Origin of the sequence: Paenarthrobacter sp. NCHU4564 (assembly GCF_052156435.1) — a bacterium.
Lineage (GTDB): Bacteria > Actinomycetota > Actinomycetes > Actinomycetales > Micrococcaceae > Arthrobacter.
Map to the genome: position 1 here is coordinate 1 of NZ_JBQLIS010000027.1, position 23644 is coordinate 23644.

Annotated in this window: 24 protein-coding genes; 12 read left to right on the forward strand and 12 right to left on the reverse strand. The window is 64.4% G+C overall.

Going from position 1 to position 23644, the window contains the following annotated elements:
* Positions 1–164: 164 nt before the first annotated feature.
* Complete coding sequence (locus tag ACSVIE_RS19430) at positions 165–1145, forward strand: bile acid:sodium symporter family protein (protein ID WP_442424906.1); 981 nt, start codon at positions 165–167, stop codon at positions 1143–1145.
* Here the strand turns inward: ACSVIE_RS19430 and ACSVIE_RS19435 are convergent.
* On the reverse strand, positions 1142–2146 hold the full coding sequence (locus ACSVIE_RS19435) for a LacI family DNA-binding transcriptional regulator (protein WP_442424907.1): 1005 nt from the start codon (positions 2144–2146) through the stop codon (positions 1142–1144). The two genes, ACSVIE_RS19430 and ACSVIE_RS19435, sit on opposite strands and share 4 nt — an antisense overlap.
* Positions 2147–2273: 127 nt before the next feature.
* On the opposite strand from ACSVIE_RS19435, the gene ACSVIE_RS19440 reads away from it, so the two are divergent.
* A complete protein-coding gene (locus ACSVIE_RS19440; RefSeq protein ID WP_442424908.1) occupies positions 2274–3527 on the forward strand; it encodes a D-arabinono-1,4-lactone oxidase in 1254 nt (417 codons plus the stop codon).
* Between the two features lie 68 nt (positions 3528–3595).
* Here ACSVIE_RS19440 and ACSVIE_RS19445 read toward each other — a convergent pair whose 3' ends face one another.
* The 4 genes from ACSVIE_RS19445 to ACSVIE_RS19460 are packed head-to-tail and all read right to left on the reverse strand — an operon-like array spanning position 3596 to position 9148.
* On the reverse strand, positions 3596–5347 hold the full coding sequence (locus ACSVIE_RS19445; RefSeq protein ID WP_442424909.1) for an acetyl/propionyl/methylcrotonyl-CoA carboxylase subunit alpha: 1752 nt from the start codon (positions 5345–5347) through the stop codon (positions 3596–3598).
* 7 nt (positions 5348–5354) lie between these two features.
* Positions 5355–6998 (reverse strand): 5-oxoprolinase/urea amidolyase family protein, encoded by a 1644-nt coding sequence (locus ACSVIE_RS19450; RefSeq protein ID WP_442424940.1) that lies wholly within the window; start codon positions 6996–6998, stop codon positions 5355–5357.
* Between the two features lie 18 nt (positions 6999–7016).
* On the reverse strand, positions 7017–8354 hold the full coding sequence (locus ACSVIE_RS19455; protein ID WP_442424910.1) for an MFS transporter: 1338 nt from the start codon (positions 8352–8354) through the stop codon (positions 7017–7019).
* Positions 8351–9148: a LamB/YcsF family protein gene (locus tag ACSVIE_RS19460; RefSeq protein ID WP_426005073.1), complete on the reverse strand. Its 798-nt coding sequence runs from the start codon at positions 9146–9148 to the stop codon at positions 8351–8353. The genes ACSVIE_RS19455 and ACSVIE_RS19460 overlap by 4 nt, the downstream gene beginning before the upstream one ends.
* Positions 9149–9256: 108 nt before the next feature.
* Between ACSVIE_RS19460 and ACSVIE_RS19465 the strand changes: the two genes are divergently transcribed.
* The gene (locus ACSVIE_RS19465) at positions 9257–9955 is read left to right on the forward strand and encodes a GntR family transcriptional regulator (RefSeq protein ID WP_426005071.1); all 699 of its coding nucleotides are present in this window, start codon (positions 9257–9259) and stop codon (positions 9953–9955) included.
* A gap of 34 nt (positions 9956–9989) precedes the next feature.
* On the opposite strand, the gene ACSVIE_RS19470 is transcribed toward ACSVIE_RS19465, so the two are convergent.
* The gene (locus ACSVIE_RS19470) at positions 9990–10742 is read right to left on the reverse strand and encodes a LysR family transcriptional regulator substrate-binding protein (protein WP_426005069.1); all 753 of its coding nucleotides are present in this window, start codon (positions 10740–10742) and stop codon (positions 9990–9992) included.
* On the opposite strand from ACSVIE_RS19470, the gene ACSVIE_RS19475 reads away from it, so the two are divergent.
* Positions 10741–11187, forward strand: a complete 447-nt coding sequence (locus tag ACSVIE_RS19475; protein WP_426005068.1) for a DUF5997 family protein — start codon at positions 10741–10743, stop codon at positions 11185–11187. The two genes, ACSVIE_RS19470 and ACSVIE_RS19475, sit on opposite strands and share 2 nt — an antisense overlap.
* 51 nt (positions 11188–11238) lie before the next feature.
* On the opposite strand, the gene ACSVIE_RS19480 is transcribed toward ACSVIE_RS19475, so the two are convergent.
* A complete protein-coding gene (locus ACSVIE_RS19480; RefSeq protein WP_442424911.1) occupies positions 11239–11619 on the reverse strand; it encodes a VOC family protein in 381 nt (126 codons plus the stop codon).
* Positions 11620–11784: 165 nt separating this feature from the next.
* On the opposite strand from ACSVIE_RS19480, the gene ACSVIE_RS19485 reads away from it, so the two are divergent.
* A complete protein-coding gene (locus ACSVIE_RS19485; RefSeq protein WP_426005065.1) occupies positions 11785–12333 on the forward strand; it encodes a hypothetical protein in 549 nt (182 codons plus the stop codon).
* A gap of 34 nt (positions 12334–12367) precedes the next feature.
* On the opposite strand, the gene ACSVIE_RS19490 is transcribed toward ACSVIE_RS19485, so the two are convergent.
* From ACSVIE_RS19490 to ACSVIE_RS19500, 3 genes are all read right to left on the reverse strand, one after another.
* Positions 12368–13882: an APC family permease gene (locus tag ACSVIE_RS19490; protein WP_442424912.1), complete on the reverse strand. Its 1515-nt coding sequence runs from the start codon at positions 13880–13882 to the stop codon at positions 12368–12370.
* Between the two features lie 23 nt (positions 13883–13905).
* Positions 13906–14784, reverse strand: coding sequence for a universal stress protein (locus tag ACSVIE_RS19495; protein WP_426005063.1), 879 nt, complete (start codon positions 14782–14784; stop codon positions 13906–13908).
* A gap of 75 nt (positions 14785–14859) precedes the next feature.
* On the reverse strand, positions 14860–16233 hold the full coding sequence (locus ACSVIE_RS19500; protein WP_442424913.1) for a flavin monoamine oxidase family protein: 1374 nt from the start codon (positions 16231–16233) through the stop codon (positions 14860–14862).
* A 107-nt stretch (positions 16234–16340) separates the two neighbouring features.
* Here ACSVIE_RS19500 and ACSVIE_RS19505 point away from each other — a divergent pair, with 107 nt between their 5' ends.
* The 4 genes from ACSVIE_RS19505 to ACSVIE_RS19520 are packed head-to-tail and all read left to right on the forward strand — an operon-like array spanning position 16341 to position 19089.
* Entirely contained in the window at positions 16341–17075 is a 735-nt protein-coding gene (locus tag ACSVIE_RS19505) for a TetR/AcrR family transcriptional regulator (RefSeq protein WP_442424914.1), read from the forward strand.
* Between the two features lie 18 nt (positions 17076–17093).
* Entirely contained in the window at positions 17094–17516 is a 423-nt protein-coding gene (gene arr / locus ACSVIE_RS19510; protein WP_426005060.1) for an NAD(+)--rifampin ADP-ribosyltransferase, read from the forward strand.
* A gap of 48 nt (positions 17517–17564) precedes the next feature.
* Complete coding sequence (locus tag ACSVIE_RS19515; protein WP_442424915.1) at positions 17565–18170, forward strand: helix-turn-helix domain-containing protein; 606 nt, start codon at positions 17565–17567, stop codon at positions 18168–18170.
* On the forward strand, positions 18163–19089 hold the full coding sequence (locus tag ACSVIE_RS19520; RefSeq protein WP_442424916.1) for an EamA family transporter: 927 nt from the start codon (positions 18163–18165) through the stop codon (positions 19087–19089). The genes ACSVIE_RS19515 and ACSVIE_RS19520 overlap by 8 nt, the downstream gene beginning before the upstream one ends.
* Positions 19090–19115: 26 nt before the next feature.
* Here ACSVIE_RS19520 and ACSVIE_RS19525 read toward each other — a convergent pair whose 3' ends face one another.
* Together ACSVIE_RS19525 and ACSVIE_RS19530 are read right to left on the reverse strand one after the other, a co-directional pair.
* The gene (locus ACSVIE_RS19525; RefSeq protein ID WP_442424917.1) at positions 19116–19355 is read right to left on the reverse strand and encodes a DUF4177 domain-containing protein; all 240 of its coding nucleotides are present in this window, start codon (positions 19353–19355) and stop codon (positions 19116–19118) included.
* A gap of 154 nt (positions 19356–19509) precedes the next feature.
* Positions 19510–19899, reverse strand: a complete 390-nt coding sequence (locus tag ACSVIE_RS19530; RefSeq protein WP_442424918.1) for a hypothetical protein — start codon at positions 19897–19899, stop codon at positions 19510–19512.
* Positions 19900–20736: 837 nt separating this feature from the next.
* Between ACSVIE_RS19530 and ACSVIE_RS19535 the strand changes: the two genes are divergently transcribed.
* From ACSVIE_RS19535 to ACSVIE_RS19545, 3 genes are all read left to right on the forward strand, one after another.
* Positions 20737–21603, forward strand: a complete 867-nt coding sequence (locus ACSVIE_RS19535; protein ID WP_442424919.1) for an AraC family transcriptional regulator — start codon at positions 20737–20739, stop codon at positions 21601–21603.
* Positions 21604–21717: 114 nt separating this feature from the next.
* Positions 21718–22845 (forward strand): L-talarate/galactarate dehydratase, encoded by a 1128-nt coding sequence (locus tag ACSVIE_RS19540; protein ID WP_442424920.1) that lies wholly within the window; start codon positions 21718–21720, stop codon positions 22843–22845.
* A 10-nt stretch (positions 22846–22855) separates the two neighbouring features.
* Positions 22856–23554, forward strand: a complete 699-nt coding sequence (locus tag ACSVIE_RS19545) for a FadR/GntR family transcriptional regulator (RefSeq protein WP_426005051.1) — start codon at positions 22856–22858, stop codon at positions 23552–23554.
* The last annotated feature ends 90 nt before the right edge of the window (positions 23555–23644 follow it).

Below are 23644 nucleotides of genomic sequence, written 5' to 3' on the forward strand. Positions count from 1 at the left end.
CAACAACCTCGGCTACAACGTCACCATCACCCCGGTCACCGCAGCCTAACCCACCACTACTTTCGTACTAGTTGGGTGCTGGGGATGACGGATGTCTGACATATACCGCCGGACGGATGTAACGAAAGTAGTTCCGTTTGAGGCCCAGGTGTCAGCATGGATAAATGCTTGAGGCAACAAAATCCACCACGGCAATCCCTGAAAACCCTGCGCTTGCGGCCGAGGCGCGGATTGCGCGCATCGCCGTCACCGCTTTCCCGATTTTGGTGGTCATCGCCGGCGTCCTCGGATTCCTCCTGCCGGATCTGTTCAAACCCCTTGGCGTCAGCGTGCCGTACCTGCTGGGAGTCATCATGTTCTGCATGGGCCTCACGCTGACCCCGCCGGACTTTGCCTCGGTGGCCCGCCGCCCCTGGGCCGTGGCCCTGGGCATCGTGGCGCATTACGTGATCATGCCCGGCGCAGGCTGGCTGATCGCCGTCCTTCTGCAACTGCCGCCTGAGCTCGCCGTCGGCTTGATCCTGGTGGGCTGCGCTCCGTCCGGCACTGCCTCGAACGTGATGGCATTCCTGGCCAAGGGCGACGTGGCGCTGTCCGTAGCTGTGGCTTCGGTTTCCACGCTGATCGCACCGCTCGTCACTCCCGCACTGACGTTGCTCCTGGCCGGTTCCTTCCTCCACATCGACGCCGGCGCCATGGTGCTGGACATCGTGAAGACCGTCCTGCTCCCGGTCATCGCAGGCCTTCTTGCCCGGTTGTTCCTCTCCAAACTGGTGGCAAAGGTGCTTCCCGCGCTTCCGTGGGCATCCGCCGTCGTGATTTCACTGATTGTGGCGATCGTGGTGGCCGGCAGTGCCGGCAAGATCGTTGCCGCGGGCGGAATCGTGTTCCTGGCAGTTGTCCTGCACAACGGCTTCGGCCTGGGTCTCGGTTACCTCGCGGGCAAGCTCGGCCGCCTGGATGACAAGGCCCGCCGAGCCCTGGCATTCGAGGTTGGCATGCAGAACTCCGGCCTCGCCGCGACCCTTGCCACAGCGCACTTCAGCCCCCTCGCGGCCCTGCCTTCCGCGGTCTTCTCACTCTGGCACAACATTTCCGGCGCCATCGTGGCCGCTTGGTTGGCCCGCCGTCCGCTGAAAGGCTAGCCCAGCGTGGTTCCCCGGCGGTGCAGCTTCCATGCCGCCGGAACGCGGATCCCCTCCACCGGTGTGGCACCTGAAAGCCGGTCCAGCAACATCCCTACCACGCGGTCAAAGATGGGCTCCGGCCCCACTGTTGTCAGGGCGGGATCGTATTGCTGCCCCTCGGTGGAATTCCCGACGCCAACAATCTGGATGTCCTCAGGAACCCGAAGGCCCAGGCGGAATGCCGCGCGGACAGCCTGCAAAGCCTCCATGTCGTCTGTGGCAAAAATGGCAGTGGGCCGGTCCGGAAGCTGCAGCAGCTCCAAGGCCGACTGGTAGGCAAGATCCGGGCGGTGCTGTGAGGTACGGACCAAGGATTCATCCAGGCCGATGCCTGCCGCCTCCAAGCCGGCAGCGTACGCCGCGAACCGACTCTTCCGCCTGCCGGACGGCTCCGCCCTGCGGATGCAGGCAATCCTGCGGTGGGAGGCCGTGAGGAACTCCATGCACTCCTTGAGGCCGGCGTCCTGCTCCGGGGCCAGCACATCGAACCCCGCCGGCTCCATGGTGCCCGAGATGACCACTTGCGCCACCCCGCGGCGGGCCAACTCCGTCACGGTCGCATCCTCGGCGGTGGCTTCCGGGAAGTAGCCGATGATCACGCCATCGGCTCCTCCGGACATCATGAACTTCCGCCAGTCGTCCCCCAGCAGGATCACGGGCTGGTACCCGTGGGTCGGCAGGATCCGTGCCGCGGCCGTCGCGAGTGCGCGGTCCCAGGGCCACTCCAGGTTGCCGATCGCAACAGCCACCACATCCGTCTTCCCGCGGCGCATACCCCGGGCTGCCTGGTTCGGGACGTAGCCCAGTTCCTTCACGGCAGCCAGCACCCGGTCCTGCGTCGGTTGGCTGATCCGGGTAGTCCCTCCATGCCGGCCGGACAACACGTAGGACACTGTGGTGAGGGAGACGTTCGCAGCGGTCGCAACGTCCCGGATGGTGGGCTTGGATCCCTTGCTCACATGGTGCTCCTGCTGGTCGGCGGCTTTCCTGCACTCTATCGCCACCACGTGGGCACCCCTTGACGGCTCGTTTTGTGAACGCTCACACTGTTGGGACGCCTCGAAGACCATAGGGAAAGATCACGTCATGAAGAACTGGGCAGGAAACCTCGAGTACTCGTCTGCCGAAGTGCGCCGGCCACGCTCTGTGGCCGAACTACAGGAACTGGTGGCCACGGCTGCCAAAGTCAAAGCCATCGGCAGCCGCCACTCCTTCAACACCGTGGCTGATACGGACGGCACGCATATCCTGCTTGATGCCCTGCCACAGGACATCACCGTAAATCCAGACAAGGGAACGGTCCGGGTCAGCGGCGGAATCAGTTACGGCGCCTTGTGCCGGGCGGTCGAGGAACAAGGCTACGCGATCCACAACCTCGCCTCCCTCCCCCACATCTCCGTCGCCGGGGCCATCCAGACCGGCACGCACGGCAGTGGAGTGGACAACCCCTCCCTGGCAGCCGCCGTCGTCAGTATCGACCTGGTGCGGGCCTCCGGCGAACTTGTCACCATCACCCGTGGCGACCGCGACTTCCCGGCCAGCGTGGTGGGGATCGGCTCGCTGGGTATTGTGACAGCCCTGGAACTTGAGGTGCGCCCGAGCTTCCAGATGCGTCAGCGCGTATTGACCGGCCTGCCCTGGGAGCGGGCGCTGGCTTCCTTCCGGGAGATTGCATCGAGCGCGTACAGCGTCAGCTTCTTTACCGACTACACCGGTGACACCATCCCGCAGGTATGGCTGAAGGCACTGGACACGGAAGCCGCGCTGCCTGACCTGTTCGGCTCCACCGCTGCCAGCGTCGCCATGCACCCGCTGCTTGGAATGTCCGCGGAGAACTGCACTGGCCAGTTGGACGAGCCCGGCAAGTGGCTGGACAGACTGCCCCATTTCCGCCACGAGTTCACCCCCAGCAACGGTGAGGAACTCCAGAGCGAATTCCTCCTCCCCCTGGACGATGCTCCTGCCGCCCTGGAGGCTGTCCGCGGTTTGGCGGACCGGATCGCCCCGTTGCTGTTCGTCTCGGAGATCCGCACCGTGGCGGCAGACGACTTCTGGCTCAGCCCGTTCTACCAGCAACAGAGCGTGGCCCTGCACTTCACGTGGAAACCCCTCCAGGCCGACGTGGAGAACGTGCTCCCCGAACTGGAGGCCGCCCTGGCACCCTTCGGAGCCCGCCCACACTGGGGCAAGCTCTTCACCCCGGGGCTGTACGACTTCGCGTCACTGTACCCGCGGTTCGAAGATTTCCGCACCCTGGTCCAGGCCAATGATCCCAGTGGCAAGTTCCGCAACGCTCTTCTGGACACGGTGCTGGGCGTCGCGGTTCCGGCGGACAGCTAACGGACGTTAATGCCCGACGGCGGACCTGTCACCTGCCGGGGCGGCGCGGTGTTTGGGTGCCGGCCCGCTTACTCGATGTGGGCCAGCACAGCACCCGCAGTGACCACGCCACCGGCCTGCGACAGCACCTCGGTGAGGGTTCCGCCGCGGTGGGCCGGCACTTGACTCTCCATCTTCATGGCTTCGAGGACCACCAAAGGGTCTCCCTCTGCGACGTCGGCACCTGGTTCAACCAGCCACTTCACCACCGTGCCGGACATGCTCGAGACCAAAGCGGACTCGGCGGGTGAATGATCGGAGTGCGGCGCATCGGCTTGGGCAGAAACTGCGGGCAGCCCCTGTCCTGATCGGGCCCAGCCGTCCAGGAGGTCAGCCGGGAGTCCCAGGGCCAGACGCTTGCCGTCGACATCCACGGTGATGGTGCGGCGGGAACCGCTGGGAGCAACCGGGTTGTAGGCGGGATCGGCTGGGATCCGGTCTGCGAAGTCCGTTTCGATCCACCGGGTATGCACCGCGAGGCCTTCCGGGGAAGTGAAGTCGCGGGCTTCCAGGACAGCCTGGTGGAAGGGAAGCACGGTGGCCACGCCCTGGATCCTGAAGTCGGCCAAGGCGCGGCGTGCCCTGCGGATGGCCTGCTGGCGATCCGCCCCGGTGACGATCAGCTTGGCCAGCAGGGAATCGAACTGCGGAGCAACCGTCGAGCCGGCACGAACCCCGGTGTCCACGCGGATGCCCGGGCCGGAGGGGATGTCGAAAGCTGCAACGGTTCCGGGCGACGGCAGGAACCCCCGGCCAACGTCCTCGGCGTTGATCCGGAACTCAAAGGAGTGGCCCTTCGCTTCCGGGTCCTCGGTGATGCTCAACGGCAAGCCGGCGGCGATGCGGAACTGCTCCTGCACCAGGTCCACCCCGGAGGTTTCCTCCGTGATGGGGTGCTCAACCTGGAGCCGCGTGTTGACCTCCAGGAATGCCACAGCGCCCGTGACGGACACCAGGAACTCAACCGTTCCGGCTCCGTAGTAGCCGGCCTCACGGACGATTGCCTTGGCGGCGTCATGGATGCTGGTCCGCTGCTGCCCCGTGAGGAACGGTGCCGGTGCTTCTTCCACCAGCTTCTGATGACGGCGCTGCAACGAGCAGTCCCGCGTGCCCACCACCACAACGTTGCCGTGCTTGTCGGCAATGATCTGGGCTTCCACGTGCCGGGGCCGGTCAAGGTACTGCTCCACAAAGCATTCGCCACGTCCGAAAGCCACCACGGCTTCCCGCACAGCGGAGTCGAAAGCCTCCTCAACTTCGGCGAGCTCCCGCACCACTTTGAGCCCGCGTCCGCCACCGCCGAAAGCGGCTTTGATGGCCGCAGGAAGACCATGCTGCTCGGCAAATACCCGGGCTTCGGCAGCAGAAGAAACCGGGCCGTCGCTGCCCGATACCAGTGGCGCACCGGCCCGGACGGCGATCTCCCTGGCCGTGATCTTGTTCCCCAGCTGGCGGATGGACTCCGGTGACGGGCCGATCCACTCCAGTCCGGCGTCGAGGACCGCTTGGGCGAAGTCCGCATTTTCAGACAGGAAACCATAGCCGGGGTGCACGGCATCAGCGCCGGAGCGCGCGGCAACTTCCAGGAGTTTGCCGACGTTCAGGTAGGTTTCGGCGGGGCTGTTGCCGCCAAGGCTGTAGGCCTCGTCGGCCGCGCCCACATGCAAGGCATCGGCGTCGATATCCGCATACACAGCAACGGAGGCGATACCGGCATCATTGCAGGCTCGTGCTACCCGGACGGCGATTTCGCCGCGGTTGGCAATCAGGACCTTGCGCATCAAAAACTCACTTCTTCGAGGAAATCGTGGGGGCAGGAGAGGCTTCCGGTACGGGACGGAACCGGATGCGGCCTCCGATGGGTACCTGTGCGGCACGGTCCAGATGCCCGTCGACCACCACGCCGATCACGGGATATCCACCGGTGATGGGATGGTCGGCCAGGAAGAGGACAGGCAAGCCCGCGGGCGGCATCTGAACCGCTCCGGCCATGGTCCCTTCACTGGGAAGTTCACCCTGCCGTGCCCGTTGCAGGGGTGTCCCGTCCAGGCGCATGCCCACCCGGTTGGATTGCGGCGTCACCAGCCATTCCTGGCTGTAGAGCGAATCGATCGCTGCTTGGTCGAACCAATCGGCCCGGGGACCAGGAACTACATCCAGGACGGTGACGTCCGTGCCTGGGAAATCCGGCTGCAACTCCGGGCTGCCCACCACAGTCGAGGCCGTGAGGCGGCCGGCAGGTACCCGGCTTCCGATGCGCAGGGGCGCCGGGCCGATCCCGGACATCGTGTCCGACGAACGGCTCCCCAAAACCTCAGGAACGTCCACCCCGCCCCGGATGGCCACGTAATTCCGGAAGCCGGTGTCGGGGGCGCCCAAAGACAGGACTTCCCCGTCGAGCAGCGCGAAAGGCGTGGTCATGGCAACGGTGCGGCCGGCACCTTGCCGGGCTCCGCCGTCGTGATCAACCCACGACGGCGGCTGGATGGTGAGCGTCGTCGGGGCACCGGTCACGGCAATCACCTGATCACCCACGGCCTCCACCACCAACCCGCCGTTGACGGTCTCGATGGCTGCCGCAGATGAAGGGTTTCCCACGAGCCGGTTGCCGCGGCGCAGGGAAGCCCTGTCCAGCGCACCGGCCGCTGACACACCCAGCGGACCGAAGCCCTTCCTTCCCAGGTCCTGGATAAGGCTCTGGGCTCCCGGGTTCAGGACGCGGAGGCCGGGGCCGTCGGACTCGCCGGCTTCGGGGGTCTTCGCCGCAGAGGGAGCAGTCACGACTTCGCGGACTGCACGGTACTGGACCCTGTCGCCCGGCCGGACCAGAGCAGGTTGTGGCCGGTCCAGGTCCCACATCCGGGCTCCGGTACGGCCGATCAACTGCCAGCCGCCGGGAGACTTCCGCGGGTACACGGCCGAGTACTGGCCTCCCAACGCCACCGAGCCTGCCGGAACCGCAGTGCGCGGGGAGGACCTGCGCGGGACGTCCAGGGCCTGGTTTTCGCCGACCATGTAGCCAAAGCCAGGAGCGAAGCCCGCGAAGGCCACAGTCCAGACCTGCCCGGTGTGGGCGGCCACCACGCCGTCCACACTGAGGCCGGTGAGTTCCGCGACATCGGCGAGGTCCTCGCCGTCGTACACGGTCTCAATAACAACCAGGCTGGAATCGGCGGCTTCGGGTGGCGTGAGTTCCACGTCCTGGAGCCGGGCACCGATGGCACGGGTGGCCGAGGCCGACTCGCCCACCACCATGACGGTCTCCGCTGCCGCCAGGACATCCACTTGTCCGGGCAGCGGCGACCGGTTCAGGAGATCCTGCAGGGCAAGGACTTCCTGGAGGTCGTCGAGTTCAACCAGCACCGCCCGGGTGCCCACAGGGCGAACGGAGCGGAGCTTCCTCGGTGCGGCGGTTTGCGTCACGGTGTCCATCATTGCCGAAACCGCCGCCTAGGCGCGCTGCTCCTGCAGGAGCAAAGCTTCCTCTTCGGGCTTGGGGTCACGGCCCATGAGCATGCCCACGATCGTGACGATGGCCGTGGCGAGGAGGTAAAGGGCAATGAGGTACCAGCCGCCGGAGGCCGCACCGTAAAGGGCAGTGAAGATGATCGGTGCCACGGCTCCGCCAATGACACCGGCCAACGTGTAGGCCAGGGAGCTGCCGGCGTACCGGAGGCGTGCAGGGAACTGTTCGGTGATGAATGCTGCCTGCGGACCGTACATGAAGGCGTGCAGGGCAAGGCCGATCACCACGCCGATGGTCAGCATGGCCACGGACTTCCCATGGATCATGAGGAAGAACAGCGGAATGTAGGCAGCCGTGGCGGCAGCGGTGACGCCGTAGACGAGTCGGCGGTTGAAGCGGTCGGTCAGGGCACCGGCGGCCGGGATGAGGAACAGCTGGAACGCGGAACCGATGAGGATGGCCGCCAGGACGTTGCCTGTTGTCATGCCCAGTTCCTTGGTGGCGTACACCGCGACGAAGACGGTGAAAAGTGCGTACAGGACATCAGGGCAAACGCGGGACAGGGCGGCGGAGACCAGCGCCTTGGGCTGGGTGGTGAAGACTTCCTTGATGGGTGCCTTGGGACGTTCACCGTGAGCCTGGATGGCCTTGAACACGGGCGTTTCCTCCAGCTTGAGCCGGATCAGCAGGCCGAACACCACCAGGAGGGCCGAGGCCAGGAAGGCCACACGCCAGCCCCAGGACAGGAAGGCATCGGTGGGGAGCGAGGCCGCGAGGATCGCGAGTACGCCGTTGGCCATCAGGTTGCCGGCGGGCGGGCCGATCTGGGCTGCGGAAGACCAGAATCCACGCTTGTTGGGATCGCCGAATTCGCTGGACAGCAGGACCGCGCCGCCCCATTCGCCACCAACACCGATGCCCTGCGCCAGGCGTAGCAGCACCAGGATGGTGGGTGCGGCAACGCCAATGACCGAGTAGTCGGGAAGCGCGCCGATGAGGACTGTTGCCACGCCGATCAGCACCAGCGTGAAGACCAGCACGAACTTGCGCCCGATCTTGTCGCCCAGCCGTCCGAAGACGACGCCACCGATGGGACGGGCCAGGTAGCCCACGGCGAAGGCTGAGAAGGACAGGAGGAGGCCAACGAATTCGTCGCCCGCCGGGAAGAAGATCTTGGGGAAGACCAGGGCGGAGGCCACGGAATAGATGGCGAAGTCGTAGTACTCCAGCGACGTGCCGGTGAGGCTGGCGATGTATGCCTTGAGGGCGCCGGCCGGTGGCTTCCTTGTCACGGCCTTGGCTGCCTTGTTGGTGCTGGTCATGGTTTTCCTCCGGGGATGAGGGATTCTGTTGGGGTTTGGACGAACGGGGAGATGCTGACACCGGCATCATCCAGGGCGGACTTCACGGCGCCCGCCATGGCCACGGCACCGGGTGAGTCACCGTGCAGGCAGATGCTGTCCGGCTGGACGCTGAGGATGGAGCCATCGATTGCCTGGATGCTGTTTTCAGTAGCCATGCGGAGAACGTGGCGGGCGACTTCCTCCGGATCGTGGAGGACTGCACCGGGCCGGGAACGGGAGACCAGGGTGCCGTCGGGGTTGTAGGAACGGTCCGCGAAAGCTTCGGAGACACTCCGCAGACCTGCCTCGTCAGCCAGCCGCAGCACTTCCGATCCGGGAAGGCCAAGGATTGGCAGTGTGGGATCCACCGATTTCACGGCATCCACCACGGCGCGGGCCTGGGCAGTGTGGCTGACGATCGCGTTGTAGAGGCCACCGTGCGGCTTGACGTACTGGACTGTGCCGCCTGCGGTTGCAGCCAGCGCCTGCAGTGCTCCGATCTGGTAAACGACGTCATCGGCGAGTTCCCTGGGATCGATGTCCAGGAACCGGCGGCCAAAGCCGGCCAGGTCGCGGTATCCCACGTGGGCACCAATAACGACGCCGGCCTGGACCGCCTTGTGGCAGGTGCTGCGGATGACGCTGGGGTCACCGGCGTGGAATCCGCACGCAACGTTGGCGCTCGAGACTGACTGGAACATGGCTGAGTCATCGCCCAGCGTCCACCGGCCGAATGATTCGCCGACGTCGCTGTTCAGGTCAATGCTGGGCATGGTGTGATCCCTGTCTCGTGAGGTGCGTTACATCAAGAATGCACCAAATCGCCGGATTGTTCAACAATCCAGCGATTCCCCTTTTGGCAATCGTGTAAATTTTGATGCATGGCCAGCGCAGACGGGATCGTTAACAGCACGTCGGACGCCTCGGGCTCCAAAGCCCGCATGCGCGTCCGCGTCCCGTCGGTGGCCGAACGGGTGGCAGAGGAAATCCGGTACCAACTGGCAGAGGGATTCCTGGTACCGGGTGCCAAGCTGACCGAAGCCACCATCGCCGAAGACCTTGGCGTCTCCCGCAATACCGTCCGGGAGGCCTTTGCGGAACTGGCCAGTGAACGCCTGCTGGTCAGGCTTCCCAACAGGGGCGTGTTCGTGGCCACCCTGGAGGCCGGGGACATCCACGACGTCTACACCGTGCGCCGCGCCATCGAGGTCAGCTCCATCCGGGCGGGGGGTTCCCCGGACCGCATCGCCGCCGTCAGGGCCGCCGTCGAGGAGGGCAAGCGCGCCTCAGCCGAAGGTGACAACGACGGCCTGGGCAGTGCGAACCAGCATTTTCACGGGGCGATCGTGGCCCTGGCGGAAAGCAGCAGGCTTAACACAATCATGGCCCAGGTACTGGCCGAGATGCGGCTCTACTTCCACAAAGCCACCGTTGACGCGCACTTTTATGCCGACTGGCTGGCCGAGAACGACCAGATCTGCGCGGCGCTGGAAAGCGGCGAACTTGAGAAAGCCGGCGATCTCCTCCTGGCCTATCTCAACCGTTCAGAGGCACAGCAGGCCGCAATCCACGGCGAGTAGGCCACGGCGAGTAGACCTTGGCGGGGCGGAAACGTCAGCGCTTGCCCTTCTTCCGCGAACCGCGGCCGCGGCCTTTATCCGGGTTGGGCGCATACCGCTGGGCGACGGCCGGCTTCTTCGCGCCGGAAGACCCTCGGCGATCAGGCTTGGGCGCCCTCTTCGGCTTCTCCGCCTGCGCCGACGGTTGCCGCGAGCTCTGGGCAGTACGACCCCTGACGATTCCAATGAATTCCTGAATCAGCGGGCTGTCCTTGTCAGCGAGCCACGCAACACCGATTTGTGTCCCCGGTACGCCTGACAGACGCCGGCTCACGGTCTGCTTGTTGTTCAGGTGCCTGGCCACGGGCATCGGCAGGATCACCAGGCCGGCCCCCGAGGCCACTACCTGCAACGCCATGTCCGGGCCGCCCATGTCCGCGACGTCCAGGAAGTTCTCCTCGGCGAGGTCCTCCACTGCCACGTCCTCGAAGACGGAGATCTCGTGTCCCTTGGGAGCCACCACCGCAGGCTGCTCCTCATAAAGGGGAATGAGGTTCAGGCCTTCCCGGTCCACCGGCAACCGCACAAAGCTGACGTCAGCGGAACCGTCACGCAGTACCGACAGTTGAGTGCCGTCGTCGGACATGAACGCATGCAGCGGGACGTCCGGCATCCGTTCCTCCCACCGGCGGATCCACTTGCCGGGCGTTACACCGGCCACATAGGCGAAGCGGAGCTCAGGAGTTTCGGGGGTTTCTTCGGGGGCTGGCACACACTCACAGTACCGGGCCGGATACCCTTGAAGCATGACTCCCAAGAACTCCCAGACCATGAAGCCGGCAACAGCTGCCAAGAAACTCGGCATCTACCTGCCCGCCGCACCGCAGGAGTTCCAGGACTCGCCCGTCACCCGCGACGAATACGCCGAGCTCCAGGCCAACCCGCCGGAGTGGCTCGCCGAACTGCGCCGCAACGGTCCGCACCCGCGTCCGGTAGTGGCACAGAAACTGAACATCTCCATTAGCGGCCTCACCCGCGGCGGCGTGACGGAACCACTCACGACGGCGGAAATCGCCGAGCTGCTGCAGGCTCCCCCACAGTGGCTGGTGGTTGAGCGCGCCACCCATGCCGCCGTCCGCGCCGACGCCTTGCGCGTCAAGGAAGAGCAGCGGAAAAAGGCAGCCACCAAGGAGGCCAAGGAGAACGCGGCCGCCAAGCGCGCAGCTCCCAAGGGAACCAAGCGCAACTCATGATCCATCAAAGCCGGTGGCCGGGACAGCAATGTCCCGGCCACCGGCTTTTAACTAGTCCTGGTGCAGTTGGACGAAGTTGCCGCAACCGTCGTCGAAGACCGCGCTGATGCTGGAGGGATCCTCTGCCGGCTCCCCCTTGAACAAGACTCCGGCGGCGAGCAGGCGCTCATACTCTGCCCGTACGTCCGGAACGCCAAGCACCACAGCCGGCATCCCGGCGTCGTACACGGCGTTCATGTAGTTGGCGCCGATGGGGTTGTCGCTGGGTTCAAGCAGCAGACCTGTTGCGTTGTCATCGGCGCCGGGATTCTTGATGATGAACAGGTTGTACTCCGGCATGGCCATCAGCGTGTCGAAACCGAGCGTACCCGTGTAGAACGCGTGGGCTGCTGCGGGGTCCTTGACGTGGATGCTGCACATTTTCAGTCTCATGGGCTTAGGCTACGCTCCGGCCCCGACAGTGTCCCGCGGGCAGAATCACCTTGAACCGGACAAGACACCGGCGCACGCCGTGGTGAATTGTCCGGTGGGAGGTGTCGCGCAGCCAGCCGCTGCCGCATACTGAAACCACAGCCTTTGCGTCCGGGAGGTGCTCCGATGCTCTTGTGGGGATTGGCCCTGGTCCTCGCCACCGCGGCCACGACGTTTCTCCTGCACCGCAAGCTCACCCACGGCAGAGGCCCGGAACCGGACACCATTTTCTGGGATGTGTTCGCAGGGCTCACCGTCATTGCGCCAGCCATCCTGGTTCCCTCGGTGCAGTGGCCACCGGCGGGACTGGTGATGGTCGCGCTGGCAGGAACGACGGCGGCCGGAACCCTGGCTGCCATCCGGAAAGTCGAGCGCGTGCAGGCTGCAGACCCGTGGCGGCGGGCAGGTTTTGCTGTCGACTCCGCCCGGCATACCGAGATCCTCACCCAATGGCGGCGCTACGAGTTGGACCCTGCACGGACCATTGACTACCCGGGCATGTCCGACGTCCGGATCACGGAAACCGCAGCCCTCGCCAAGGCCATGCGGGAGGCCGAGCGCTGCAAGGTGACTGCGGGCACCGACTACAGGGCCGCCGTCGAGCACCTTGCAGAGGCCCTGCGTGAAGCCGAACGGGCCGCGGGCGTCCCCACCATCCTCCCCTCGCCGAGATGACACTTAATGACAATCCTGGGCCGCAACATTGTCATCAATTGCCACCTCGGCGGGAGAAGTTCCTGAAGAACTCCGGGCGCACCCGATACATCACCAGCATGATCACGACGCCCAACAGGATCACTCCCATGCCCAGAATGAACACCAAACCCACGCCACCGACCGACGAACCCGAACCATACTCCGGGTCCATGGAGTCGATCGCGGTCTTCACGAACATGACCAGCAGGATCACGCCACCCAGCAGGGGTGACAGGAACTTGAAGAAGAACGAGCGGACACCGGCAAAGGCCGCAGCCCTGAAGTACCAGACGCAGGCCAGTGCCGTGATGCCGTAGTAGAAACAGATCATCATGCCCAGGGCCGTGATGGTGTCCCAGAGCGCATTCTCGGAAACGGTACGGGTGACCACGTAGAAGCCCGCCGCAGCAATGGCTGCGGCGATGGTGGCTGTGCTCGGAGACTTGAAGGTGGGGCTGATGCGGCCGAACTTGGGGGAAATGGCGCGGTAGTGACCCATCGCCAACAGCGTCCGGGCGGGTGAGACGAACGTCGACTGCAGGGAGGCCGCGGAACTGCTCAGGATGGCCAGGGACATGAGAATCGCGAAAGGACCCATCACCGGACCGGCCAGTACGGCGAAAATGCTCGACTGGTTCTCCGGGTTGCCCGCCCCCAGGCCCGTGTCCCCAACGCCCGCAAAGGACAACGTCGCCAAGGCCACGGTCATGTAGATGACCACAATCACCAACACGGTCACGGTTGCGGCTCGGCCGGGTGTCTTTTCAGGGTTCTTCGTTTCCTCGTTCATGGTCAACGTGACGTCCCAGCCCCAGTAAATGAAGATCGAGAGGGACACACCCGCGGTGAACGTCGTGAAGGAGTCAACCGCAAACGGGTTGAACCAGTCGGGCGAAATGGCCGTGGCGTCGAAGGCCGTGCCATTGGCAACATGCGCGAACGCCGAAACGGCGAACCAGCCAAGGACCAGTAACTGGAAGGCCACCAGCACGTATTGCACGCCCTTGGTTGTTTCCATGCCCCGATAGGAAATCCAGCAAGCCGCGGCGATGAACACCAGCGTTGTGGCGATGTTCAGGGGGAGGATCTTGCTTAGCTCGGCAAGGGACGGATCGCTGAAGACCTGCCCGAGCATCAGATAGAAGAAGTCCACGGCAACCGCGGCGAGGTTGGACAGCACGATGATCGTCGCCGCGATGAGCCCCCACCCGCCCATCCAGCCAATCCACGGACCAAAGGCGCGCGTTGCCCACGTAAAGGAGGTTCCGGCGTCGGGCATGGCGTTATTGAGTTCGCGGTAGCCGAGCGCCACCAGCAGCATCGGGATGAAGCCCACCAGGAAGATCGCGGGAAGGTGGACACCCACCTCGGAAACGGTGGGGCCAAGCGCGGCGGTCAGCGTGTACGCCGGCGCGATGCAGGAAACCCCGATCACGACGGCGCCGATGAGGCCCACCGATCCGGCTTTCAGGCCCTTCTCACTCAGGGCCGAATCTTTCGACTGGACCGTCTTTGGTGCAGTTGACATGGGTATTGCCTCTCGGGCGACGGCTAGGAGCGCTGTCGCGTGTAGTCGCGGGGAACCACGATCATGGGAACTGGCAGGGCACGCAGGATCCGGTTCGCGGTGGTGCCAAGGAAGGTGGCGCGGTGCTGCGCCAGGCGGCTGGAGCCGATAAGCAGGATTTCGCCGTCTTCCCACTCGAGCCGGTCCACGGCCTCCTCGATCGTGCGGCCTTGCGCGACGACGATTTCGGGTTCAGCGCCTGCGTCACCGGGGGCGGAGCCGGAGTCGGAACCCCCGACGGCGGCAAGACGGTCGGCGGCATGCACCCAGGCGGCGTCGGCGAGCCCGGGCGAGTTACCGCCGTCGAGCGCCAACAGGGAGACTAGCCGCAGCGGAAGATGGCGGTCACGCGCGGACTCCACGGCGACGTCGAGCAGTTCATCCGCACCTGGCCGCGTGCCGAAACCGCAGCTGAGTCGGGTGATGCCCGCTGTCCGATCAAACCCGTGGGGCGCCAAAGCGACCGGGACCGGCGATGAGTGCAGCAGGGAACTGGCCACTGAACCGATGGTGAACCGCTTGAACAGGCCGTTGTTGGTGGCACCGATGACCAGCGCGGCCGCATCGAAGTTCACGGCGGCATCGATGAGTGCCTGAGCTTCCGAGTCTCCACGGCGGATGTGGGCGCGGGCAGTGACGTCGTCGGGAACCAGGGCCAGGCCGTCGTCGAGCCACTGCCGGGCTTGCTCGTTGAGGATCGAGTCGTAGCCGGGCTCGGGCGGGTACACGGCGTTGTACGGGGAGTCCTCGGGGACCACCAGGACCAGGTCCAGGCTGGCGTCCTGGCCGCGGGCCAGCGCGATGGCGAGGTGCACGGCGTCGCGGCCCCTCGCGTTGGCGGTGTAGCCGACCACGTAGCGCATGATTCTCCTTAAACAGTGCTGCCGGCAGCCCGGGGACGGCACTTCCCCCGGACTGCCGGTTGCTTGATTCTGCGGCTAGACCGCGACCGAAGCCAGCTTGTTGGCTTCGACGATCCGAGCGGCGGTCGCCTGGCCCATGCGCACCGCGCCGTCCACGTGCTGGTAGCCTTCGGCGGCGAGGTCGGAGGAGGACCAGTAGATCGGGCCGACGTTCGCGTGCTGGTCCTTGCCGTAGCGGTGCAGGCCGCCGAGGTCGTAACTGGACGCGTATGCGCCGCGGGTCCATTCCTCCGAGCCCCAGTCGGACTCGTAGTAGACCTCGGGGGTCAGGGCCTTGTCGCCGAGGAAGCCGGCGATTGATTCCAGGATGGCCTTCTTACGGTCCTCGGCGCTGAGCTCGAAGACGGCATCTGCCTTTTCGTCGGATACGAAGCCCACCAGGGTTCCGCGGGTGTCGCCGTGGTTGGTGTTGTCGTAAACCTCCTGGACCAGCGCGCCGGCGCTGAAGCCCGTGCCGGACAGTCCGTCTTCGCGCCAGAACGGCGTGTCGTAGACCGCGTGCACCTTGATGACCAGGCCCAGGGACTGGTGCTGGTGCATCTGGTGCTGGCGGCGCGGCAGCGGCGGGTTGAAGGAGACGCGGGAGTACAAGTTCGGCGGGACGGCCATGATCACGTAGCGGGCGTTCACGGTGGCGCCGTCGGAAACGACAGTGACGTTGTTCTCTTCCCAGGTGATGCTGCGGACCGGGCTGTTAAGGACGACGTCGGAACCCAACTCCGCTGCCTGGAGCAGCGAAACCTGCTGCATGCCGCCGATCACGCGCTTGTCCAGGATGAAGTCCTCATCCGTCAGGTGCGTGAAGGAACCGGCCGAGGCAGCCATGAGGATCGCCTGCAGGGCAGAGAAGGCATGGGCGGGTTTGGTGAGCATGCCGCCGGCGATGAAGAGGCCGATGTTGTTGCAGGCTTCCTCGTCATTGGAGTTCTGGCGGAGCCAGTGGTGGAAGGAGATGGTGTCCAGCTCCCGGGCCTTGGGGTGTGCCCAGGGTTCGGTGGGGCCGATCTCCGCGGCGAGCTCATCCAGGATGGCGACGAGCTTGTCCATCTCCGCCTTGGTGGTCTCGTTGACCGGGAAAGTGTCCCCGGTGTACTGGACGCGCTTGCCGTCTGCGCCAATGTAGACGGATTCGCCATCGCGGTAGCGGGAGTACATTTTCAGGCCGAGTTCGTCCAGCAGCTCCATGAGGGCCGTCTGGTCAGGGGAAACCCACTGGCCGCCGATCTCCAGCATGGCGCCGTCGATGGTGTCGGTCCAGGTGCGGCCGCCCACGCGGTCGCGCGCTTCGAGCACTACGACGCTGAGTCCGGCCTTCTTCAATTCGCGTGCCGCCGTCAGCCCTGACGGCCCGGCACCGACGATCACAACGTCGCGATCAAGATTCTGCATGATGTCCTCTCCGTGGCCGTCCGTTGGTGACTGACCAATAAATGAATGTCATTCATTTATCTCCATGGTAGCCCGGGAATCGGCACCTGTGAAGCCCCGATGGAATAATGCAGGGGATACTGGCAGCAGAAAGGCTCCCGATGCCCGCACCCACACCCGAGGCCGCACCCGCGGCTGTTGGCTCAGCCCCCGCCGCCGGCAAGTCCCGCCGTCGTGCCGGTCGCCCGGTTGCGCGGATCCTGGACCAGCACGGAATTACGACGGCGGCACTCGAGTTGATCAGCAGCAAGGGTTACGACGGACTCACCATGGCGGCGCTGGCCCGCTCACTGGGCGTTGCGCCGTCTGCGCTGTATAACCACGTCTCCTCCAAGGACGACGTGCTGGTGCTGCTCGAAGATCACCTCGCGGCCATGGTGGATGTGTCCGCCTTCGGCAAGGAGCCGTGGGAAGCTGCCGTGCGTCGTTGGGCCTGGTCCTACCGCGACGTCTTCTCCGAGCACACTCCCCTGATTCCGATCATCGCCGTGCTCCCCGTTGCCAACGCCCCCAAAACCCTGGCGATGTACGAGGCCGTAACAGCCGGGTTCCGGGATGCCGGATTCCCCGAAGAACGCATCATCTCCGCGATCGTTGCGTTGGAGGCCTTCGTGTTCGGCGCCGCTTACGACGTCACCGCACCGGAGGACATCTTCGACGCCGGCGACCTCGCCGAGGATGTCCCGAACTTCACCTCCGCCGTGGACCGCTTGTCCCTGGCAGGCCACGAGCGCCCCACGGATGCGGCGTTCAGCCTGGGGCTGGAAGCGCTCATCGCGGGATTCGGGGCGATGCGGGCCTGATTTGCCTAGGCTAGGTCCATGACTGAACCGCTGGATGAAGGTCCCTTCTATCACGGTACGAAAGCTGAAGTTCAGGTGGGTGACATCCTCTCGCCGGGCTATCGCTCCAACTACCGGCCCGACGTCGTTATGAACCACATCTACTTCACAGCGTTGCGCGACGGTGCAGGACTGGCGGCGGAGCTCGCCGTCGAGCTTGCCTCCGGCAACGGGACGCCGCACGTCTACCTCGTTGAGCCGACCGGGCCGTTCGAGAACGATCCGAACGTTACGGACAAGAAGTTTCCCGGGAACCCCACGCGCTCGTACCGCAGCACTTCTCCGCTCAGGGTGGTTGAGGAGGTCAACGACTGGGCACGGCTGACACCCGAAGCGCTGGATATGTGGCGGGAGCGCCTGAATGCGCTCCTCGCAGATGACCGCGGGGAGATTATCAACTAGCAGGTGCTTGGATTCATAATGCCAAGTTAGTGCAGTATGCTGCACTCTATGGATCAAAGTGCGGAATCGCTGTCCCGTGCCATCGGCAGGCGGGTGAACCAGGAACGCAAGGGCCGCGGCTGGACACTCGACCAGCTGGCTGAACTGGCAGGCGTCAGCCGCCGGATGCTGGTAAATGTCGAGCAGGGCGGCGTGAATCCAAGCATCGGAACACTGCTGCGCCTCAGCGATGCGCTGGGGGTGGGATTGCCGGCCTTGGTCGAACCTCCGGCATTACGGGCGGTCAAGGTGGTCCGCGCAGGCGAGGGTGCCGTGCTGTGGACCGGGCCCTCGGGAGGCCGCGGCATCCTGGTCGCGGGCACTGAGTCTCCCGACGTCGTCGAGCTTTGGGACTGGACGCTTGCCCCCGGCGAGCGGCATGAAAGTGAGGCGCACTCTGACGGCACCCGCGAGCTGCTGCAGGTACTGGAGGGCTCCCTCACCGTGCTGATCGAATCAGAGGGCCACGAGCTCAACACCGGCGATGCGTTGACGTTCCGAAGCGATGTTCCCCACTCCTATGTGAATCCCTTTGCGTTGCCCACCCGTTTTACGTTGGCAGTCTTTGAACCAGGCGTTGGAGCTGGACATCGCACGGAGAACACCAATGCGTAGCGCCCTGACCCGTACTCTTACGGCAGCTCCGCCCTGGTCGATGGCCGTCGCAGCAATGCTGACCATTCAGCTGGCCAACGCCCTGTCGGTATCAGTCATCGGCCAGGTGGGACCTGCGGGTACCGCTTGGGTGCGCATGTGCTTCGGCGTTGTGTTCCTGTGGATGATCAGCCGGCCGGCCATTCGTTCCATACGCCGACGCGATCTTCCGGCGCTGATAGCCCTTGGAGTGGTCACGGGTTTCATGACCGCTTTCTTCCTTGCCGCCGTCGAGCGCATCCCGCTGGGCACCGCCGTCGCCATTGAATTCCTCGGACCCCTCACGGTAGCCGGCATCATGAGTCATCGCCGGAAGGCGCTGGTGTGGCCATTGCTCGCACTGATCGGAGTGGTTCTGCTGACGGAGCCGTGGCACGGCACCATCGACCTGGTTGGTGTGGGCTTCGCCCTGGCCGCAGGCGCGTGCTGGGGTTTGTATAACGTGCTCACCCAGCATGTGGGCGACCGCTTCTCGGGGATCAGCGGGCTGTCGCTCACCATCCCCGTTGCCGCCTTGGCCACCCTGCCCGTTGGCTTGCCGCAGGTATTGGGTGGGTCGCTTGAATGGTGGGTGCTGCCGGTTGCCGCGGGAATCGCGCTGATTACCCCCGTGATCGCGTTTGGCCTGGAGATGCTTGCCTTGAGACGCATGACCCATACGGCCTTTGGCACTCTGCTGTCGATTGAACCTGCCTTCGGTGTGCTGATCGGGTTGCTGGTGCTCGCGCAGGCGCCGACGCTGATGCAGGTTCTCGGGATCGCCCTGGTTGTAGTGGCGGGGACGGCGGCGCAGCATGGTGGCAGGCGGTCTGCCAAGCCGGTGGTGACGACGGACGTGCCGGCGACGCCGGGCGGCGTGGCGACGCCGCGGGCGGCGTGAGGAACGAAGACGGACGCGTTTGAAAGCTAGTTGAGGCGTTCGAACACCATCGTCGCTTGAATCCGGTCGCCTCCACCAATCATCCCTTTGCTGCCGCTGCTCGCGGTGGTGATGGTGTGCAGGCGATAGCCTTTGGCAGCTTGGTCGTTGATGGCTTTCTCGAGGGACGGCAAATTGCCCGATCCGGCTCCCATCAGCTTTTCTTTCAGGATCACCTGGAGAACGACATACTGCTGCATGAGTGAAATCCCTTCGTTGGTGATCAATTGAACGCAATGCTAATGGATCCGTGGGGTGCCGCACGCGTTGTCGGATTCTACCGGCGGTGGCGATGGGTGAGGAACGTGACAGTGAGACCGTCTCAATGCGGTGAGCGGAAAAGCGTTAGCGAGAAGGCCAGCGCAAGACAGGCCTATCCGTTCAGTCCTTTACGCTGAGCTCACCTATCAGGGCTACAGGGGTGTTTAGTACGGGGCAGGCCCAAAAACCTTGATCATCGATCAGTTGGGCGGCCAGAGGGTGATTGTTGGGATGCCAAGGGCAACAAGGCCAATTACTGTTAGTGGGGCCGTTCTCCTCGATAACCCATTCTTGGACCTGGTCCGCCACTGATACAAGCTGCTCGGCCTGTGGTAGGTCCGCTTTGACCGACACACCCTGACCTGTGGAATCTCGCGTACTGTAAATCATCGCCGAGAGCATCCGCGGGTCGTCGTCCCAGTCGCTCTCTTCGATGCGTGGTTCTTCAAGCCCGGCGGAACTCACATCCCGCAACACCTGACGGATGATCTCTACGATCTCTACTCTCATGAAGGCCTCTCTCACTACCGCTATGTGCCCGCCTCCGCTGCTCGAGCCTCTTCATCTGCTACGTTACCCCTGACCGCGGCCGCTAGTTCGACGTGACTGGGCGACAAGCCTTTGATACAGCCCATGAGCTACGTTGCACCTCCGCTGGTACACGGTCCAGCGGTCAATCAGAATATCAGCTGCAAAATTGGGAACTACCGTTTCTCGGATACTAACGGCGCTTTCCAGATCCGGAATAATTGCCCCTACAATAATGCTAACTGGAGTTACCAGATCTCCTCCTTACTTCGGGGTAAAATATCAAGCAATGTAAGTGAATCAGGCCTTGTTTGGTACAAAGCGGGGGTTCGTCAAGGGAAGAATGCACCCCACACAGTTCCTGCGAACTATTATTTCCACGGCACTATGAGCAATGTAAGAAACTATGAAACGGTTACCTATGGCGATCAGCTCTCATTCCGAGTCCTCATCGCCGGACGAGCTGGTTCGGCAGTGCTCACCATTGGAGGCACGGTGAAGATGGTCCCTTAGATGAGGGAATCCGTCTCAAGGTGACGAGCCATCGGCTAGCCCGGCGCACTCCATTGCCGTCCACATGGCCTATATTCCAGCGCGTGCATGTGGCCCGACACTTACCGCTTCGCGTGCGCGCCGTCCGGGTGGCCATGGTGCCGCCAGAAGTGTGCCATTTACCTCCCAGCGTCAACGCACAAATGCAAAAGCGCCCCGGGAGGTGCGCCCTGGTGTGCTCTGCAGGATGGGCGACGATCGAATCGGACCGCAATAGTAGGGTTCGGGGTGAACCGGACGAGCAGGCTTGTAGTCGAAGGGAGAACCGTGATCTCAGCGCTAAACCAACTCGTCGACTTTATCGATGGCCACCTCACTGAGGAGATCAATGTTGATGACTTGGCGGTCAGTATCGGCATGACGGAGTACCACCTCCGTCGGATGTTCTCATCGCTGGCCGGCATGCCGCTTTCCGAGTACGTCCGCAGGCGCCGAATGACGGTGGCTGCAACGGACGTTCTCGGAACGGGTGACCTGCTGGCTATTGCGGTGCGGTATGGCTACGGCTCCACCGAGGCTTTCAGCCGGGCATTCCGGTCAGTGCACGGCGTCGGTCCGAGCGACGTGCGCCGAAACGGCGGACCCCTTCGCACACAACCGCAGCTCAGGTTCCGCCTGACCGTAGAAGGGAACACCACAATGGACACTCGCATCGCAGACCGGCCGGCATTCAAACTCATCGGTCGTTCGGCACGTGTCCCGCTGATACACAGCGGCCCAAACCCGCACATCCAGGCACACATCGCCTCACTCCCGGTATCAGAGCACGCCCGACTCAAGGAATTGAGCAACACCAACCCCGCTGGCCTGCTCCAGGTGAGTGCCGACGTCGACCCTGACTATACGGAGGGCAGCGAGCTGACCTACCTTCATGGCGTCGCGGTCACCGAAACAACACCGGTGCCCGAAGGGCTCGACACGGTTGAGGTCCCCGCCGGCACGTGGGCGGTGTTCCACGCCGAAGGGGCCTACCCGGAGGTTCTTCAGTCCACGTGGGCCTCCACTGCCACCGATTGGTTCCCCTCCAACCCGTGGCGGCTCCGCCCGGGCCCAGCGATTGTGGCAGTTCTCGATCGCGCGGCCGACTTCCGGACAGCGAGCTGTGAACTCTGGCTACCGGTGGAACGCGGCTGACGGATCAGCCCGCCGGCAGGTCAGTGACCATCCGGCGGGCTCCTCCAAAGAATATCTCTTGTAGGACAAGTATCGAACTTGTATCCTAAGTATCACACCCACTTAGGAGACCCAGTGAGCCCCGTAGATCTCATCCGGCACGTCAAACTGTCCACCGCCCGGCTGCCCCTCAGCGTGCCCATCAGCGACGCCAAAGTCTTCACGGGCCGTCAGAAGCCCATGACCGAGGTCGTGTTCCTGTTCGCAGAGATCACCACTGAACAGGGTCACAGCGGCGTTGGCTTCAGCTATTCCAAGCGGGCCGGAGGCCCCGCCCAGTACGCCCACGCCAAGGAAGTCGCGGAGGGCATCATCGGCGAGGACCCCAACGACATCGGCAGGATCTATACCAAGCTCCTCTGGGCCGGCGCGTCAGTCGGAAGGTCAGGGGTGGCAACACAGGCGCTGGCAGCGATCGACATCGCGCTCTACGACCTCAAGGCCAAGCGTGCCGGTCTTCCCCTGGCCAAGCTCCTTGGCTCGTACCGCGACTCGGTCCAGACGTACAACACCTCCGGCGGCTTCCTCAACGCCACCTTGGACGAAGTCAAGGCAAGGGCTACGCAATCCATTGAAGATGGCATCGGCGGCATCAAGATCAAAGTTGGACTGCCCGATTCCAAGGAAGACCTCCGCCGCGTTGCCGGAATCCGGGAGCACATCGGATGGGACGTCCCGCTCATGGTGGATGCCAACCAACAGTGGGACCGCGCCACCGCCCTGCGGATGGGCCGCCAGCTCGAGGAGTTCAATCTCATCTGGATCGAAGAACCCCTGGACGCTTACGATTTCGAGGGCCACGCGCACCTCGCACAGGTCCTGGACACCCCCATCGCCACGGGTGAGATGCTGGCTTCGGTCGCGGAGCACAAGGGCCTCATCAGCGCGCATGGCTGCGACATCATCCAGCCGGACGCCCCACGGGTCGGCGGCATCACCCAGTTCCTGCGGCTCGCCGCGTTGGCGGATGAAAGAGGCCTTGGCCTGGCCCCGCATTTCGCCATGGAAATCCACCTCCACCTCGCCGCCGCCTACCCCACTGAACCCTGGGTGGAGCACTTCGACTGGCTGGACCCGCTCTTCGAGGAACGGCTGGAAACCAAGAACGGCCGCATGATCGTTCCGGACCGCCCCGGTTTGGGCGTCACCTTGTCCGAACAGGCCCGCGCCTGGACCACCGAGTCCGTGGAGTTCGGCGCGTAACCTTGAACGCATGAGCCGAAACCTGACCGCGGACCTCGCCGCCGACCTTCGCAACCGGATCGTCGACGGCGTCATCCAGCCAGGTGAGAAGCTCCCCAGCGAAAACACCCTCATCAGCGAGTTTGGCGTGAGCCGGACCGTTGTCCGCTCCGCACTCACCCGCCTGCAGGCCGAGGGACTGGTGGAAACCGAACGCGGGCGGGGCAGCTTCGCGCTGACCCCGCCCGCCGACGGCCCCACCCAGGCGCCCGGCACCCGGCAGGTCTCCACCGCTGAAGACCGCCTGAACATGCTGGACTTCCGCATCGGTGTCGAAGCGGAAGCGGCAGCCCTGGCGGCGCAGCACCACTCGGACCGCCAGTTGAAGGCTGTCCACGGTGCCCTGGAACTATTCACCGCCAGCTCCGGCCACCCTGCGCACGCCATGAAGGCCGACTACGAGTTCCACCGCGCAATAGCCGCAGCCTCGGGCAACCCCTTTTACACGGATTGCATCACGGCTTTGGGACAAACGATGATCACCATGCCGCGACCCCGACTGCTCTCCAGCGAAGAACCGGACTCCCCCGACCGTTTCGCCCAAGTGGTCCATGAGCACGCCTCCATCTACGCAGCCATCGCCGAGCGCGACCCAGCCGCTGCCGCTGCCGCCATGCGCCTTCACCTGGCCAACTCAAGACGCCGGTTCAAGGCTTCCGCACGCAGCTAACCTCTAACCCCTCACCTACCCAACTGGGTCGCAGTTAAGCACGTTTTGAGCGCTGAAAACGCGCACAAATGCGACCCAGTTGGGTAGGGG